Consider the following 15903-nt stretch of genomic DNA (forward strand, 5'->3'; position numbering starts at 1 on the left):
ATCCTCGGCGAGGGTTACGGGGTTGAGATCGCCCGGAAGTCGTAGGCCATCGGCCGCGCTGCCGGGGTGCCGGTGAGCGTGATGCGGATGCGCCCAACGGGATTGGCGTTGAAGCCAATGACGCTGTATTTGCGCTCGACCCAGCCGGCATCCTGCAGCGGCGCCTGCGTCACCTGAGGAACCGCTGTCCAGACGTCGTTCGCGGCATCTGCGTGCATTGCGATTGTCGCGCCGGTCTGGATCTTGGTCTTCAGGTAGGACAGGATGTCGATGCCGGTCCCCATGTCGAAGGCGCGGGTGATATAGGTGCCCGTCGTCTGCAGTTCACCCTCGATCGCCAGGATCACCGGGAACACCACCGGCGAGACCTTGGCCGAGCCGGTGAGCACGGCGCGGACCTCGACATTGCCGGTGTAGAAGGCCTGCAGTTCCCAGGCCTGGTCCGGGTTGAGCAGGGTGACCGAACCGTCGTCGAGCTCGACCTCGAAATGCATCGCGGCCGCGGCGGTCGGCAGCTCGACCTCGGCGCGGATCAGGAGATCGCTCATGTTGGCGACCGCGAAGGTGCCGACATTGACGGTCTTGGTCGCCGGCGCGAATTTAGCCGCGACCAGCTGGAAGCAGATGTCCTCGTCCTGGTGCGGCGTCCAGGTGACGGCGTTCGACGACGACAGCATCACGCCGACCGAATAGGGCTGCGCGGCAACCGGCTGCTGCAGGTCGGCATCGAAGTCGCCGAGCTTGGCCGTCTTGATCGAATGGTCGCCGTCATTGGTCTTGACGACGAAGGCGTATTCGATGCCGCCGGCGAGCCAGATCGGATAGGGGAAGCGGATCTCGGTCCACTGGCCGATCACCGCTGCGTTCATGTCGTAGAACGCCTGGGCGATGACGTTGACGGTCGGGATGCCGTTGGCGACCTCGACAAGCTCGAGCACGATCGGATTGTCGGGATCGCCGGCCAGGCAGACCTTCAGGTTGACGCCGGCAATGTGCCGCCCCTCGGTCAGCGTGAAGGTCTGCGCCAGCGGGTCGGGGACCTGCTGCCGCCATTGCCGCCACCGCCTGTCTGGCCGCCCGTTTCGCGCGGCGCGGTGACAGAGGTCTGCTGCACCGTGGTGGTGACGACGCGACGCAGCGTCTCAACGTTGATCGTGCCCTGACCGACAAAGATGGCGGCGGCATTCGAGCCGCTGGCGCCCCCCGCGACCAGTCCCTTCGAGCCGGCCGGCACGTTGGCCGGGACGGTGAAGCTGTTGACGATCTGGCCGGAACCGTCGGCGCTGAGGCCGCCCGGGTTGACGTCGATGCCGTCGAATTCGAGCTTGGTCAGGTTCTCGCCCGCACCGAAGCCTTTGATCGTGAACTGCAGCGGTATCTGGCGCAGATAGGCCAGCGTCTCCTCGCGGGTCGAGCTCTCGATCGTCTCCTTCTGCGTGGTCGTCGTGGTTGTCGTGGTGCGGCCGGCGGTTGACCTCGACGTGGTAATGACAACCGGCGACGACAGAGCCGCCGCGCTGTCGGAGGCCGATTCGGTGGCGCTCTCGGTCCAGTAGTCGACCGGCGGGTTGATCGTCATCGACGCCGGCAGCGGCGCGAAGTTCTGATAGGGGTTGATCTTGGTGCAGCGGGTGGCGAGAGCCTGCTCGACCGCGACTTCTTCCGTCCAGTTCAGCAGCGTCACGCCAGGCAGGTTGACCGCATGGAAGGTCGGGTCGATCGCCAGCCGCAGCAAGCCGCCGAACACGGCCGCGGTCTGCGCCTCGCCCTCGTCTCGGTAGCGGTCGGAGGTGAAGGGATCGACGAACACGCCGTTCTTCGAGATCGGCTCGCGGCTGTCGATGTCGCGCTGCAGGCGCTCGAGAGCGATCAGGTCCAGAGCGTCGACCAGGCTGTTATACATCCGGTCGATCTTCGCCATGGTGTAGGCACGCACGCCGATATTGGTGACGTTCGGCGTGCCGGTCCAGATGTTCTCGACCAGCGCGAGCGGCAGCACGTCGGCCGGCACCGTCGGCGGCAGCGCGTTGGTGCGGCTCGAAACGCCCTTCAGGTAGACTGAATTGCCGTCGCTATCCAAGCCGAGCACGTCGACGCGCGGCAGCTCGAAGTCATAGTCGACCTGGATTTGCCCGCCATTGACGCCGCCGGCGACGGTGATGGTGGTTGCGGTGATATCCGTTGCCGAGACGATACCTAGATAGCGGTATTTGACGGTGTAGCTCGACCCGGTCGCGGGCTCGGCGCCGCCGGCCGCCCAGGACACCAGGTCGCCGGCCTTCGTGTAATCGGCCGGCGTCGCGTAGCTCGTGGCGCCCTGCTTCACCTCAAGGATCGACGTCACGCCCGTGTTGACCAGAGCGTCGGAGCCGTTCGGCGTGCCGCCGCGCACGACTGTCTCGGTGACTTCCTTCTCGACCAGGACTTCGCGGATCGTCGCGATCGGCCCGTGATTGAGGGTGACGATCGTCGGGTTCGCGCCGAATGTATGCACCTCGGTCGGGATGCGGAACAGATCGAAGGTTTCCGTCTCGCGGTGGCGCAGCGCCGCATAACGGGTGCGCTTCTGGCCCTTGATGTTCGCCACACCCTCGGCGATCGAGAAGACCTGGTCGGTGCCGTCCTTGCCCAGGGCCGAGACCGAGCAGCCGGAGACGATATAATTGCCGTTGGCATCGAAGTCGTAGATGGCGAGCTGTGCGTTGATGCCGGTGAGGTTCGGCGGTGGGGTCTGGTCAATCGCGACGCCGTCCTTCAGCAGGTAGACCGAATAGAGATCGCCTTCGCCGCCATCGCCGGAGAAGCCCCAGGCGAGCGCGAAAACGACGCGCGCGGCGCCGGCTTCGCCCTCGGACAGCGAGCCTGGCATCAGGCCGAGCAGGGCGGGCTCCTCGAGCTCGGTGATATAGGTCTCGATCATGCGCACGCCGATATGAACGGCCCCCGCCATCGGAACCGGAGCAAGCACGGCGCCCGGCGCGTCGAGCACACGACCGTTCACATAAAGCCTGCCGGACGTGAGCGTCACCCTGCCTGCCTCGGCGTCGATGATTATGTCGCTGCCCTCGACGCGGTCGCCGTCGCGCGCGACCAGGTTGCCGATCGAGCGGATCTTCCGCTGCAAGAGCGACTGCGCTTCAACCATCTCGGCCGCCTGGCCGATCTTGCCTTCTCGCGTCAGGACGCTGTCCCACAGGGGAAAGGCGACCGAGCGGTCATAGGCGCCCGACAGGTTCGATCTGTGCTCGTACATATCGCCTCAAACGATCTTCAGGAGAGCGCGAAACCGCTCGCGCGATGTCTTGCCGAGAAGCGCCGGCACGATAGCGAAGCCGCCCACGATGGCGCCGCCACCGATGCCCGCGCCGGGCAGCCACATGATGCCGGCCGGGTGCGCGCCGACCGGCGCGCCGCCAAGCGTGACACTCCAGGACTGGATGGTCTCGCCCTCGCCTTCGCCGAAATCCAGCATGGCTTCGACATAGATGTTCGGGCCGGCACCGCTTGCCACGACCCAGCCCTGCCCCGCCGCCTGATAGTAGCCGCCGAAGGAAGCGCTGACCGGCCGATAAACCCGCGCCTTGCGGAATCCGATCGGCGAGCCGTCCTCGCGATAGACGCCGATCCAGCAACTCTTCGCCAGCAGCGCGGTCGCGATGATCTGCGCCCGCGACAGAGCCGCATCCGAGACCCATTTCAGGCCGGCCGTGGTCCAGGGGAACGGCCCCCAGCTGATCGACCCGCCCCCGACCGGCTCGATCCAGGCGCCGAGCGCGGTCAGCTCGGCTTCCGTCAGATCGTGCTGGCCGGCATCGAAAGTGCGGCCGAAGGACCATTTGACGCCGCCGGCGCGCAGGAAGACGCCGGAATTGTCGCCCCAGATGCCGTCGCCCCACCTGGTGTAGGCCCAGTCGTGCTCGCGCACATTGTAGCCGTTCCAGGCGCGGTAGAACTCGGACCGCACCGGGTCCGACAGGCGCACCACGGCCTCGATCGTGCCGAGATCATCCTCGTCGTCGCGAAATCGGTCGACCTCGAGCTCGTAGAGGTGCCAGCGGGTGCGGCGCACCGGCGCCTCGTAGAAGGTCGAGAAGGCGTAGCCGACCCATGTCAGGCTTTCGGCGACACCTTGCGGCGTGCCTTTTACCCGCTGCCAGCGCAGGCCGTATTCGATGACCGAGGCGAGGTCGGGCAGGTATTGCGAGATCGCGCCAAGCCCGTATTCGACGACGAGCCAGGGCAGGATCGAGGGCTGCACTGGCGCGAACTTGAAGCCGCGCAGCTCGTCGAAACCGGGCTCAAGCTCCGGCAGCCGGTCGAGAGATTCCGCGAGCGAGCGCTCGAACAGCGTCGCGTTCTGCGGCAGCAGGTTCTGCCGTTCGCTCACCGGTCGCGGCCCTTGAAGGTGAGCGCCACCGTGCCAAGCTTCACCGCGGCGCCGTCATCCACGGTCGTGTCGGTCACCGGAGCGGTCAGCGACACTTTCTGGACGCCCGGCACCTGGAGCTTGGAAACCAGCCAGGAGCGCGTCAGATTGAAGCCGAGTCCGCCCTCGTCGGCCAACGACTGACGCAACAGCGTCTCGAGGCTTTCGAAGACGGTCATCGGCGTCGTCGGCAGAAGCCAGATATCGGCGGCGACGTTCACCGTCGCGCTTGTGGCGGACACGACGGTGATGCGGTCGGAAATCACTCGCACGCTGTTCTTCTGCACCTCGGCGTCGACCGCGCCGAGCAGAGCGGCGTCCGGCTCGCCGAAATTGTCGGTCGCAAGCACGGCCATGCGGATGTCAGGGCCGGTCCCGACGCGATAGACGGCAACATCCTTGACCCGGATGCTCGCCCGGAAGGCGGCACTTTTGTACCAGTCTTCGGAGCCGGCGGTGGAACGGCCGGAAATGGCGATCACAGTGCGGGCGCGCAGCTTGGCATCAGTCTCGCCAACCAGGCGGATGACGTCATAGAACGCCGCCAGGTGATCGAGATCGGCGCCGGCGGCGAAGGCGAGAAGGTTGGCTTTCACCGCATCGTTGATCGCCGCCCGGTAGAACACCTCGCGGAATGCGCCGACCTGCAGCTGGATGTTGCCGGGTTCGCCCTCGAGATCGATGATGCCGGTGACGTCTAGACCATATGCGGTCGCCAGGTCGACGAAGACCGCCTTGATCGCGGCGAGCGCGTCGGCCTCCGACGTGACGCTGATCGCCTGGGGAGCCGGCAGGCCCTCGAGCATGGACAGATCGAGCATAACTACCCCGTTACGATCAGTTGGCCGCTCGCCTGCCCGAGGCGCAGCGAGACGGTGCCGGCCGGCGTGAAGTCGCCGAGATGGGCGCGCGGCCGGTAAATCCCCTCGATCACCCAGCCGGACGCGCCGGCGCGGTCGAGTGTCAGCGGCGAGATGCGCGTCGGCGTGAGGCGCGGCTCGAAAAGCAGGATCACGGCCGCGACCGACCACTGGAAGCGGATGACGGTCTGGACGTTGGCGAGCTCGCCGAGCAGCGCCGGGACCGGACTGCCGACATATTCACGCAAGACGCGCTCGAAATAGCGTGTCGTCAGCAGGATCTCGATCGCCTGGATGACGTTGTCCCAGCCGCTCTGCCGCAGCCCGGTCGAGCGGTCCATGCCGAATTGCGTCACTTGCGCTTCCCGCGCCTAACCTGCCTTGCCGGACCGTCAGCCGTAGCGGCAGGCTTCGACTTCGAAGGCTCGACGACATGGCCGCGCAGGCGCTCGTAAGCTGCCTGCGATGGCGTCATCTCAACGGTTGTTCCGGCGGCACCAAGGTGCGGCGCGAGATGTGTCACAACAAGTTCCATGGGGCCTCCTAATCGGCCGCAAAAACTTTCGAGGAGCCCTCGACGATCGGCCAGAAGCCCGTCGAGGAACCCGACATGACATGGACGCGATCGCCAACGCGGGCGATCCTCTTCCCCCCGGCCGCGCCGAGATCGACGCGGGAAGCCGACAGCTCGGCCCGCTCGCCGCCGGCATCGAACAGTACCGTCGCCCCGCCGAAGGTCGACAGGATCCGCGTTCTCGAATCGGAAGACGGCGCCGGGTTCTGGTCCGAAAAGGTCATCGGCAATGCGATGCCCTGGCGCATGTCGCCATGCGGCGCGACCAGCATCATCTGCTGGCCTTGCGTCGGCGGCCGCCAGGACTTTTCGTTGCCGGCGATCTCACCCCACGGCCGCCAGGGCGACAGGAACTCGCGGCCATTGGCCTCGGACAGCAATAGCTGCACGCGCTTAGCGTCATGGTCGACCTTCTTGACGGTGCCGAACCGCAGATTGCCGGCAACCATGCGCTTGAGCGCGGCGATATCGGCTTGCAGGCCAAGAATGACCTTCACCAGTTCGGGGTCATGCATCAGGCGGCCCCGCCAAGGTCCGGGTCCGGCAGGATGTCTTCCGTCAGTTCGGTCTGCGCCCCGTTGATCACCGTGCCGACATTCTCGAAATCGACTGCCTCGACAATGTCGGGAACCGCGTCCAGAGGCGCCACGCCCAGCATGCCCGGCACCGCGGCCGTGGTCATCAGAGTCGACTGAATCTTCTGCCAGGTCATCAGGTCACCGCCCTTGGCCAGCTCGGCGCGCATGATGGTGACCGCCGCCTGATAGTCCGCGACCGTCGCCAGTTGGGTCAGCGTCGCGTCGATGATGGAAGGCAGCGCGGCGCCCGGAGCGGGATCGCAGACCGGCTCGATTTCGATCTCGACCAGGCGGATGGCATGCTTGCGGCCGCCCTCCGGATCGACGCCGCGAGCGGCCTTCACGGGCCCGATCGCCGCAATCAGCGAGCGGAAGCATTCCGCGAAGGCATTGTTCGGGTCGGACAGCACGCGCCGCCACTGCCGATCGAGCATGTCGAGCGAGAATTCAAGACCGGCATCGGTCGCGGCGATTTCGATCTGAGTGACCGTCTGGCCGTTCGTCGTCTGATAGGTGACGCTGCTGGCCACGATCAGGTCCAGTGCGAAGGTCACGGTGCCGGACGTGACGAAGAAGCCCTCGTTCTGGCCGGCATACTTACTCTCGTCGATACGCACCAAGATAACCGGCGCCTGCCGGTCGCTCATGATCGAAGACAGCGCCTCGATCGAGGAATCGGTGACGCCGTCGGCGGCGATGGTGTTGCCGCGCAGCGCCTGCACGGCAAGCATGCGCAGCATTGCGTTGACCAGGCTCATCCGTTCCGTCCTTCGCTTGGCGCGGCTTCGCCGCTCGCTGCGGACGGCCGGGCAAACGTGCCCGACCGGCGGTCGCCCTTGCCGCCTTCGGCGGAGATCACGACGCCGCCTTCAGGTTCGACAGATAGAACACGATCACCTCGGGCAGGTCATCGACGACGCGCTCGATCGAATAGATCGGCTCGGCCGGGCGGCTGGTGACCTCGCACTGATCGCCCGCCTTCGGCAACCAGGCCATGACGGCGCGCGGGATCGAAACGGTGCACAGGCGGCCGGCGTAGCGGGTAGGCGCCATGCCGCGATCGCGGCCGCCGAGGAATTCAAGGTCCGGATCGATGTCGAACCGGCCTTTCAGGTCGACCATCGCCGGGCGCGACGGATCGTCGGCTACCGACATCTCGCCCCGCAGCTTGGCGCGGATGATGATCAGGTCGCCCATCCGGGAGCGCGTCTCATGGACAAGGCGTGATCGGGCTGCACGAATATCCATGAAAGGCTCCGAAAAGATGAGACTTCAGGCCTGGCCGAGATCCATCTGGCTGGCCTCGTCCGCCTTCACGAGGTCAACCTTGCTGGCTGGGCGCGCGGCACCCTTCGCGACAAGATCGTCGAGCTGCTTCTTGTCGACGTCGATGATTGATCCAGGCGCCTTCACCTCGATTTCGGCGCGCTTGATTGTCTTGCCTTCCGGGCTCTTCTCGCCTGGCGACTTGCACAGGTGAACGGTGCTCAAAGCAACGGCTTTGACCATGATGCTTCTCCAATTGTGTTGAATTGCCGAGAAAAGACGTCGGACCGGGGCAATCAGCCGAGGACGGTCGCCTTCAGCGTCGCGTTCGGATTGACGGGCACCATCAGCGGCGCCGACTGGGTGAGGATCTGCTCGATCGCCACATCGCCTTCGGGGATGTAGTTGCGCGGGAAGATCGGCAGCGCCTCGAACTGCGCATGCACGTCGACGATCGTGCCGAAGCAGCGATAGCCCTGCACGTTCGGCCCGGTCAGCACGACATCCTTGGGCGACATGAACGGAGTGACCGAGCCGTTGACGGTGTAATAGTCCTTATAGACCCAGACTTCGATGCCGCCACCGAGCGTGCCGCCATAGCGGACCTCGCCAGTGGTCATGAGGCCGGTCTTGATCGTCAGGTCGGCATTGCCGCGCCTGGTCAAGTCCATCTCGGCGAGGATCTCGCTGTCGCGCCGCATGACGCCCCAGGCATCCGTGCCGACCGTGATACGGTTCGGCGCGCCGCCGAACTCGGCCGAATGCATCGTGTCCGCCCAGCCCTGGATGTCGTCCAGGATGGACACGCCGGGATCGCCCCAGCGCGCGCCGGCGCCGAGCACCACGGTGTGTCCGGCTGCTCGACCGAAGTCGACCAGCCGCTGCGGCATGTCCTTGCCTTCGATGACGACCTTGCCGTCGATGACGGCCTTGGCGGCCATCCATTCCCAGAGCCTTTCGACCGCGACGCGATGGAACTGCAGGATGTCGGCTTTGACCGCATCGTAGCGCGCCGCGGGGCTCTGCGCATTGGGACCAAGCAAGGTGCCCGGGCGGCGAGTCAGAGCGCGCAGCGGCGAGACAGGATCGCTGGCCTTGACATAACCCGGCTTGAAGCGCTCGACGCGCGCGCCTTCCTCGTAGATCGCCCGGCCTTGCGCCATCGGGGCGACAAAGGGCGCGAGCTTGCGACCCGAACGCGGAATCTTCTCCAGGTCGATATATTCGTCGGTCGATGACATCTGGTGGGGGAAGAGAAGGTCGAGCCAGTAGCTCGGCACGATGTCGAGTTCGCGGAACACACCGAGCAGGGTGTGCGTATCCCAAAGTTCGTAGTTGTCGAAATCCGCCATGGTCGTGGCCCTTTGAAAGAGGCGGCCGGGGCCGCGATTGCATTGAGGGTTTGCGCCTTGCGCTCAGAGCCGCTTGCGGACAAGGATGTTGGTGGGCGCCGGCGCGCCCCGGAAAGCGGCCTCGCGCTTGTCATCCGTGTTGAACGAGGCATCCCAATTGAGCGCATCCGGATTGAAATTGCCGGCCCGGTAGATCGCGACGCGCTGCGCGACATCGGTGTCGACCACCGGGGCAGTCGTGATGCCGAGCGGCGCCACACCGAGCTGATCCGCCCCGCCGACGAGGGTGGTGTTCGAAAATGCGATGGCCGCGCCGGTCTCGGTGGTTGCGATCGCGTTGCCGGGCGCTCCCGCGGTCTTGGCGACGATACCGACGATGCCGGCGGCATCGGACTGAGCGCTGACATCGGGATGGGGCGTGGTGAGCGAGCCGTATGCGGTGCCGGCACCAGCTCCGCCATTGATCGCCGCGATCAAATTGCTGGCGGTCTCCGCCGCCGTCGCACCGATCTTGATCTGACCGGCGACAGTCGTCGGCGCAGCCTTCAAGGTATAGACCGTCGCGCCGAGGGTGATGGTGTCGTCGACAGCCCCGGCACCGGAGAGCACCAGCCGGCCGGTCGCCTTGCTGCCGGGCGCATGGACGAAAGTCGCCATGGCCACGGTGTCCGTGGCCGCGAGGCCGACAACCGAGAAAGCCGGCAGCGCTACATCCGCTGCCACGGGAAAGTCCTCGGTGACAGGGTGCGGTATAGCCGAATTGAAGATTTCGGCGGAGGTGAACGTCTCGGAAACGTCCCGTGCCGCCATGCCCGGCTGCGCAAAGGGAATGCTGGTCATGATCGACCCTTTCAGGTGAGGAGTTGCGATTGGATGGTGCGAGGCATCAGCCCTGCCTGACCGGCGCTCCCGTCGAGGCGCGGTAATTGGCCAGGATCCGGTTGGCCGCTTCCTGCGATGCCGCCGCGGACTTTCCAGCGCCGGGCTGCGCGAGGCCGGCCGCGGCAAGGCGCGATTTCTCATAGACCTCGGCGCCTGCGTCTACCGGCTTGAACGCCGCGACGTTGGCGACGACGAACGCGGCGACATCTTCACCGGTCATGGCAGGCGACCTGGTCGCCAGGTCGAGCGCCGCCGCCATGCGACCGCCGTCGCCCTTGACGCCCTCGGCGCCAAGGGCGGTCGTCAGGCGCTTGTTCTCGGCCGCCACGCCGCAGGCATGGCCTTTGGTCTCGGCAGCCGCGACGGCCGCGTCGTGATCGGCTTTCGGAATGCCGGCAACTTCATAGGCTGCGGGCGCGCCGGTGGTCTCGCTCATGGATGTGCTCCCTTTCTGCGGGGTTGAGCGCCCGCCGTTCGGCGTGGAGGCGCGGGAAAGTTCGGCAAGTACGCTTTCGAACGAACCGACCCGGTCGGCGATGCCGGCGTCGACCGCAGCCTTGCCAATGAAAGTGCGTGCTTCCGTCTTGCGCGCGGCGGCTGCGGTGAGCCTGGAGCCCCGCCCTTTCGCCACTGTGCCGAGGAAGGCGCAGTAGAAGGCGTCGACTTCGGCCTGCAGATCCGCGCGGACGGCGTCGGTAAGCGGCTCGAAAGGGTTGGCGTCGACCTTGTGGGCGCCGGCGTGGATGAGTGTCGGCGTAATGCCGTCGCGGTCCAGCTGCCGGCTGAAGTCGGCGTGCAGAAGAACGACGCCGATCGAGCCCGCTATACCGGTTTCCGTGGTGACGATCTCGTTGGCGCCGGACGCGATGGCGTACATGGCCGAAGCCGCCATGCCGTTGACGACCGCGACGGTCCGCTTCCTTGCGGCAAGATCGCGCACGAGGGCCGCGGTTTCGAAGGCGCCCACGGCTTCGCCGCCTGGCGAATGCATGTCAAGGATGACAGACCTGACAGCCGGGTCGGCAGCTGCCGATTTCAGCTGGAAGCCGATCCCTTCGTAGGAAGTCAGACCGGAGCTGGCACCGACCCAGGCGCCGCGGTTCACCAGGGAGCCGGTGATCGTGATGATGCCAACCCCGTCGCGGGTGACGCGATAAGGCACGGCGCGACGGGCACCGTTCTCGTCCTCGACGACCGATCCCCCCTCGAATCGGGAACTCTCGGGCCCTTTGACGCCGAGCCTGCCGGCAAGGACGGAAAGCACCACCTCGGCCTTGTCACGCGTGATCAGCAGCGGCCGGTTCAGCACCCGGTCGGCGATATGGATCAGCGATGTCATGGAAGCTCCTAGCGGATGAACCGCATCGTCTTGGCGTAGCGCGAACGCTTTCCGTTCTTTGCCGAACAGGCAGCCGAGAGGCGCATCAGTTCGGCGTCGAGCGCCTTGATGTCGGCGCCGGAGAAACGAAGCTGCTCCCGCGTCACCGGCGACTGGATGGAAAGTTCCTCGACATGCTCGCCGGCGAGCGCGCGCAGCTTGACCGCATAGAGCGCCTGATAGAGCGCGCAGGGGTCATCCTGGTCGACGGCAACGCCGTTGATGGTGACGAGAGCCGGCATTAGGCATCTTCCTTTTTCTTCGATGCCTTCTCGTCCTGGATGACGTCGTCCTTCGCGTCGCCCGATCCCTGACTTCGAGCGAAGGGCGACGGCATGCCCGCTTCGACATAGCGCTTATGCCAGTAGAGCCGGCGCTCGAAGACCTCCTCCGCGTCGGCGCCGATCTCGGCGCATTCCATGTCAAGCGTCGACGTCCCGTTGAGCAGCCGCTCGCTCGCCGCCTTGGCGCTCTTCTGGTCGTCGGCAGTGGCCTTGGCCGGGCCTTGCCACATTGCCCAAAGCACCCTGTCGCGGTTTGCGGAGAAAGCCGCGTAGCCACCCTTGAACGGCAGCCGGCCGGTACCGATCAGCTCGTCCACCAGATGCTCGAAGCCGATCTGGCAGATCGGAGAAGCGATGCGATCGCGACGGCGGGTGACAACCGGGTGCAGGGACGCCCCTTCCATTCGGGTCGAGGAATAGGTCGCGCCCTCATAGTTCATCGTGTAGCTGGCAACGCTGATGCCGATCGCGCGCGCCATGCCGCGCTGCAGCTCGTTGGACACGGGCAGGAATTGCGGCCCCGGAATGCCGGTCGACATCAGGTCGAGTTTCTCTCCCGGCGCCAAATGCGAGATTTTCGGATCGCTGCCGACCGAGATCTCGCTTTCGGCCGCCTTGTCCATGACGGCAAGGAAATAGTCGCGGAACTGGGCGCGCAGCTCCTTGCCGTCCTGGCTCTCGCCGAGCGCTTCAAGAGCCTCGAAGGCCTCTGCCGACGGTTTTTCGCTGGTCAGCACCTGGGCAAAGACGGTCTGCAGGATACCTGTCTGGATCGTCACGTCGACCAGCGTCTCCCATTGCAGGTATTCGCGAAAGGCCGCGACGAGCCGAGAAATGCCGCGCACGTCGTTGCCGTCGACCGGATCGAACACATGAGCGACCATCTGCCGCCCTTGCGTGTCATAGGCCCGATGGTCGCGCTTGACGACGATGCCGGTTTCTTTCTCGGCGAGACGGTAAGCCAAAGGACGGCCGTTCGGATCGTGGATGACGCCTTGATACAGCCCCTCGAACTCACTGGTGTCCTGCACCAAAGCGGTAGGCGTCGTCAGGCACATCTTGGTTCCGGACGTGATGCCGTAGCGGCGGCGGTCGCCGGCGGACATATAGTCCATCAGCATCAGCGCCTCGCCAAAGACAACGTCATGGCGCAGAGCGATGTCGACCTTTTGCGGCACGATGAATTTGCCCTTGAGGTCGCATTCGCGCGCGTTCCACCCCCAGCGCTTCCACTCGGCCTTCAACAGCTTGATGAAATCGTCCGTCTCCTTCCTGTCGTAACCAAGCTTTGCCAGGTCCGGCATCGGATTGAGGATGAGCTCGACCCCGACGGTGTCGGCGATGACCTGGTCGACCGCGCCTCTCAGACGGCCGGAATTCTGGATGATGTCCATGGCAAGGCCGGCCGCGCGGCGCCAGGCGGTGCGGACCTCGTCGCGGTGGTCGCGCAGCGCGGTGCCGCGCGTCGACAGGATCCGCGAACGGCTGTCGCGCAGATACCCGGCATTTGCAGGCGGGCGCGGAGCGGACGCGCCTCCCCTGCCGAATATCCGCTCCAGCAACTTCATGCGCGCCTTTTCCATTTCTCGCGACGGGCTTGCGAGGCCTCGTCGGTCGTCGATTCCGTCGGGTCCGTGGTCTCAGGCTTCGGGGCATGGCGCAGGCCGTGAAGCAGGTCCGGCTCCGAAGCCGGTCTCAGCCGCTCGCGCAGCGCCGCCCAGTCGTCCGCCCTGTTGGTCGAAAGCCCGAGCATTTCCGCCATCGCCATGGCGTAGACCTGCGCGTCCAGGCAGTGGTTGTCCGGCCGCAGGCGTTTCCATTCCTCATGGAACTTGCCGCGCACCACCTCGGCGACGAAGGCCTCCGCCGTGAGCTGCAGGAAATATTCCTTCGGCAGGAAGTCGCCGAAATGCACGTAGCCCGGCGGATCGGCCGGCTCGCCGGAACGCAGACCGGGCTTGTGCAGATTGGCGAACAGTTCCGACTTGAGGCCCCATGTGCCGACCGGCCATAGCATCGCGCTGCCGAAACGCTTGCGCTTGCCGCGCTTGGTGACCGACTTCTTGGCCGGGACGCTGATTGCCGGCACACCGCGTCCGCCGACACCCTTGACAGCATAGGCATTGGGGCGCCGCCGGCACCATTCCAGGACCTGGTTGGTACGACCGCCGTCGCCGCCGTCCACCGCCAGTGCCTCGATCCGCCGCCAGCCGCCGAAAGCGTCGCCGAGCGGCTTGGCGAAGAACTCACCGAGCTTGGTCCAGGCGCCTTCGCCGGCGTTGTCCGTCGCACCCTCGAAGAAGCGGACGCCCAGCACCCAGCATTGCCGGTCCTCGCCAAAGGCAACGACGACGGTCCAGATGCCATTGTGCTGCACGTCGGCGCCGGCGACGAGAATGAGCCCATCGGCAGGGATCTTCATTTCCGCCAAGGGTTCGCGGCGCTCCATCAGCCGCTCGTATTCCGGCGCGTTGCCCTTCACCTTTGCGGGAAGGCCGTACACCAGATTGAAAATGCCCTTGTCGCCGAGACCGCCGGCCTTGGAGTGGTTGAGTATGTCCTCGGCGATCGCTTCGTAGCTCATCATCAGCGAGATGAAGGCATCGACGTGGAAGCCGGGGTGCCGGTCAGGACCGGTCAGGGTGGCGATGTAGCGTCCATTGCGGACGCCGATGACCCGCTCGGTTTCGGTGATGATGTGCCCGCAATGCGGGCAGACATAGAAGCTCTTGTGCGGATGCAGTCGATCGAGATGGAACCCCTCGTGGGCCTGGACGAACTCTCCGCCACATTCAACGCAGGCAATGTTCCAGAAACGCTGGTCGGAGCGCTTGAAGGAACGGTCGATCCGGCAATGCCCCGGCAGGTCGCCCAGGTCGTCGCCGGTGTCGATCTCCGGCGTCGACAGCTCGAAGATCTTGAAGGCCTTCGTGCGCCGGAAGGCGGTGAAGCGACCGAAAAAGAGCGTTTCCGGATCGTCGCCGCTGACATGGGTCTGCCACTTGGAGACCTCGTCCTTGACGCCGTAGCGCGTCGTCTTGCCCGAGAGATCGGTCGCCACGTTGGCGTTGGCGAGCATCAGCGATCCGCCGGCGAAACGCTTCTCGTAAATGGTCGAGCCCGAGCCGGACCGGCTCACGGACGGGAAGATCACCTGCTTACCAGTCTTCGCCTGCCAGGCCTCGATAAGCGGCTGCAGCTTCTGGCTGTTCATGTCCTGCAGGAAGTCGATCGACGGCAGGCCGTAGATGGTGTTGTCCGGCGCCGTGTCGGCGATGTAGAGCGACCAGGCAAGGGCGAGGATCGAGACGCCGGTCTGCTGCGACTTGCGCACCGTCACCAGATTGCAGGGATGCTCGAGCGACAGGCAGTCGGCGATCTCGCCCAGATATGGCGCGTCTTCGAGCGCCCAGAGTTCTCCCTTCTTAGGCCCGTCGACAAGCACGATGTTGTCGGGCAGCCACTCGCGAAAGCGCGCCGGCGGGCGCGGCCTGATCGCCTCCGCAAGCGCCATGCCGGCAAGGCGCAGCGCGCCGGGATGGCCAGGCCCGACATGGATGCTCAAATCTCTTCGTCCTCAAGCACGTCGTCATGCTCGGCGGCTTTCTCGACGATGGCGCCGAGCCGATCGGCGATCTCGGTGTTCAACTCGAAAGCGATGCTGCGCAACAGCACGCGCAGCCCATGGGCGCCTTCTCGCGAAACTGCCAAAGCCATGTCGTCGGCCTTGTTCTGCAGACGGGCGATGCTCGACTGGATCTCACGGCCGCAGACGGTCAGGGCTTCACGCATCCGGTCGGCGCGGACCAGCCGGCCGATATGCTCCTGCCGACGCAGCTTCTCGCGTCCGACTTTGAGCCAGGCCTCTTGCCGAAGCGCTTCGTCGCGCGACGTGCTGGAGTTGGCCGACGGAGCCGACGGCGCGTCCTTGCGAGCTGCCGCAATCTTCTCGGAGCTAGCGAACTCGCCGCGGTAGTAGTCGTAATGCGCCAGCGAAAACCGCATGATCCGGTCGCGCGCGTCGCGCTCGACGGGAAGGTCGTGCTCCTCGGCCAGTCGCCGCACGAGTTTGGTCACGGCCTGCTTTGTGACGCCATCGCGCGCCGCGATCTCGGCGGGCGTCGCCATCACGTTTTCTTCAGACGGCATTCAGACAACTTCCTTCGAGCCGCTGACAACCCTGACAACCCAACTTTTTCGATGGTGCGACTGGCAGAAATCCAGGGGCGGGTCTGCCCGTTGGAGGTCGAGGAGTGGGATACGGTCCCTATAACCTTGGGCGCGGCGCGGCTGTCTTGCCCGG

17 protein-coding genes are annotated in these 15903 nt (G+C 65.6%); all 17 read right to left on the bottom strand.

Annotated features, from left to right (window positions below; all coding sequences use genetic code 11):
- Nucleotides 1-14: 14 nt before the first annotated feature.
- Nucleotides 15-938: a hypothetical protein gene (locus tag P9254_RS27340; protein WP_278056236.1), complete on the bottom strand. Its 924-nt coding sequence runs from the start codon at nt 936-938 to the stop codon at nt 15-17.
- Between the two features lie 68 nt (nt 939-1006).
- Nucleotides 1007-3253 carry a DUF4815 domain-containing protein gene (locus tag P9254_RS27345; protein WP_278056234.1) on the bottom strand — a complete coding sequence of 749 codons (2247 nt, stop codon included), beginning with the start codon at nt 3251-3253 and terminating at the stop codon, nt 1007-1009.
- A gap of 6 nt (nt 3254-3259) precedes the next feature.
- Nucleotides 3260-4387, bottom strand: a complete 1128-nt coding sequence (locus P9254_RS27350; RefSeq protein WP_278056232.1) for a phage tail protein — start codon at nt 4385-4387, stop codon at nt 3260-3262.
- Nucleotides 4384-5247 carry a baseplate J/gp47 family protein gene (locus P9254_RS27355; RefSeq protein WP_278056230.1) on the bottom strand — a complete coding sequence of 288 codons (864 nt, stop codon included), beginning with the start codon at nt 5245-5247 and terminating at the stop codon, nt 4384-4386. The genes P9254_RS27350 and P9254_RS27355 overlap by 4 nt, the downstream gene beginning before the upstream one ends.
- A gap of 2 nt (nt 5248-5249) precedes the next feature.
- Complete coding sequence (locus tag P9254_RS27360; RefSeq protein WP_278056229.1) at nt 5250-5642, bottom strand: GPW/gp25 family protein; 393 nt, start codon at nt 5640-5642, stop codon at nt 5250-5252.
- Entirely contained in the window at nt 5639-5821 is a 183-nt protein-coding gene (locus tag P9254_RS27365; protein WP_278056227.1) for a hypothetical protein, read from the bottom strand. The genes P9254_RS27360 and P9254_RS27365 overlap by 4 nt, the downstream gene beginning before the upstream one ends.
- An 8-nt stretch (nt 5822-5829) precedes the next feature.
- A complete protein-coding gene (locus P9254_RS27370) occupies nt 5830-6375 on the bottom strand; it encodes a phage baseplate assembly protein V (protein ID WP_278056226.1) in 546 nt (181 codons plus the stop codon).
- A complete protein-coding gene (locus tag P9254_RS27375; RefSeq protein ID WP_278056225.1) occupies nt 6375-7196 on the bottom strand; it encodes a hypothetical protein in 822 nt (273 codons plus the stop codon). The genes P9254_RS27370 and P9254_RS27375 overlap by 1 nt, the downstream gene beginning before the upstream one ends.
- 97 nt (nt 7197-7293) lie before the next feature.
- Nucleotides 7294-7686, bottom strand: a complete 393-nt coding sequence (locus P9254_RS27380) for a hypothetical protein (RefSeq protein ID WP_278056223.1) — start codon at nt 7684-7686, stop codon at nt 7294-7296.
- Nucleotides 7687-7710: 24 nt separating this feature from the next.
- Complete coding sequence (locus P9254_RS27385) at nt 7711-7947, bottom strand: hypothetical protein (RefSeq protein WP_095781612.1); 237 nt, start codon at nt 7945-7947, stop codon at nt 7711-7713.
- Between the two features lie 53 nt (nt 7948-8000).
- The gene (locus P9254_RS27390) at nt 8001-9056 is read right to left on the bottom strand and encodes a major capsid protein (RefSeq protein ID WP_164748238.1); all 1056 of its coding nucleotides are present in this window, start codon (nt 9054-9056) and stop codon (nt 8001-8003) included.
- 63 nt (nt 9057-9119) lie between these two features.
- Nucleotides 9120-9896: a hypothetical protein gene (locus P9254_RS27395; RefSeq protein ID WP_127215570.1), complete on the bottom strand. Its 777-nt coding sequence runs from the start codon at nt 9894-9896 to the stop codon at nt 9120-9122.
- Nucleotides 9897-9942: 46 nt separating this feature from the next.
- On the bottom strand, nt 9943-11277 hold the full coding sequence (locus P9254_RS27400; RefSeq protein WP_278056219.1) for a S49 family peptidase: 1335 nt from the start codon (nt 11275-11277) through the stop codon (nt 9943-9945).
- 8 nt (nt 11278-11285) lie between these two features.
- Nucleotides 11286-11558 carry a hypothetical protein gene (locus P9254_RS27405; RefSeq protein WP_278056218.1) on the bottom strand — a complete coding sequence of 91 codons (273 nt, stop codon included), beginning with the start codon at nt 11556-11558 and terminating at the stop codon, nt 11286-11288.
- Nucleotides 11558-13168, bottom strand: a complete 1611-nt coding sequence (locus tag P9254_RS27410) for a phage portal protein (RefSeq protein ID WP_278056217.1) — start codon at nt 13166-13168, stop codon at nt 11558-11560. The genes P9254_RS27405 and P9254_RS27410 overlap by 1 nt, the downstream gene beginning before the upstream one ends.
- A complete protein-coding gene (locus P9254_RS27415) occupies nt 13165-15165 on the bottom strand; it encodes a terminase gpA endonuclease subunit (protein WP_278056216.1) in 2001 nt (666 codons plus the stop codon). Before P9254_RS27415 ends, P9254_RS27410 begins: the two co-directional genes overlap by 4 nt.
- Nucleotides 15162-15749, bottom strand: a complete 588-nt coding sequence (locus P9254_RS27420) for a hypothetical protein (RefSeq protein ID WP_278056214.1) — start codon at nt 15747-15749, stop codon at nt 15162-15164. Before P9254_RS27420 ends, P9254_RS27415 begins: the two co-directional genes overlap by 4 nt.
- Nucleotides 15750-15903 lie beyond the last annotated feature (154 nt).

The sequence above is a fragment of the Mesorhizobium sp. WSM4983 genome (assembly GCF_029625765.1).
In the GTDB taxonomy this organism is placed as follows: domain Bacteria; phylum Pseudomonadota; class Alphaproteobacteria; order Rhizobiales; family Rhizobiaceae; genus Mesorhizobium.

Bases quoted from the DNA above. Each gene is read 5' to 3' on its own strand.
- P9254_RS27345 (WP_278056234.1), bottom strand. From the start codon at position 3,253: ATGTACGAGCACAGATCGAACCTGTCGGGCGCCTATGACCGCTCGGTC.
- P9254_RS27385 (WP_095781612.1), bottom strand. From the start codon at position 7,947: ATGGTCAAAGCCGTTGCTTTGAGCACCGTTCACCTGTGCAAGTCGCCA.
- P9254_RS27420 (WP_278056214.1), bottom strand. From the start codon at position 15,749: ATGCCGTCTGAAGAAAACGTGATGGCGACGCCCGCCGAGATCGCGGCG.
- P9254_RS27370 (WP_278056226.1), bottom strand. From the start codon at position 6,375: ATGCATGACCCCGAACTGGTGAAGGTCATTCTTGGCCTGCAAGCCGAT.
- P9254_RS27410 (WP_278056217.1), bottom strand. From the start codon at position 13,168: ATGAAGTTGCTGGAGCGGATATTCGGCAGGGGAGGCGCGTCCGCTCCG.
- P9254_RS27405 (WP_278056218.1), bottom strand. From the start codon at position 11,558: ATGCCGGCTCTCGTCACCATCAACGGCGTTGCCGTCGACCAGGATGAC.
- P9254_RS27365 (WP_278056227.1), bottom strand. From the start codon at position 5,821: ATGGAACTTGTTGTGACACATCTCGCGCCGCACCTTGGTGCCGCCGGA.
- P9254_RS27355 (WP_278056230.1), bottom strand. From the start codon at position 5,247: ATGCTCGATCTGTCCATGCTCGAGGGCCTGCCGGCTCCCCAGGCGATC.
- P9254_RS27390 (WP_164748238.1), bottom strand. From the start codon at position 9,056: ATGGCGGATTTCGACAACTACGAACTTTGGGATACGCACACCCTGCTC.
- P9254_RS27375 (WP_278056225.1), bottom strand. From the start codon at position 7,196: ATGAGCCTGGTCAACGCAATGCTGCGCATGCTTGCCGTGCAGGCGCTG.
- P9254_RS27400 (WP_278056219.1), bottom strand. From the start codon at position 11,277: ATGACATCGCTGATCCATATCGCCGACCGGGTGCTGAACCGGCCGCTG.
- P9254_RS27395 (WP_127215570.1), bottom strand. From the start codon at position 9,896: ATGACCAGCATTCCCTTTGCGCAGCCGGGCATGGCGGCACGGGACGTT.
- P9254_RS27380 (WP_278056223.1), bottom strand. From the start codon at position 7,686: ATGGATATTCGTGCAGCCCGATCACGCCTTGTCCATGAGACGCGCTCC.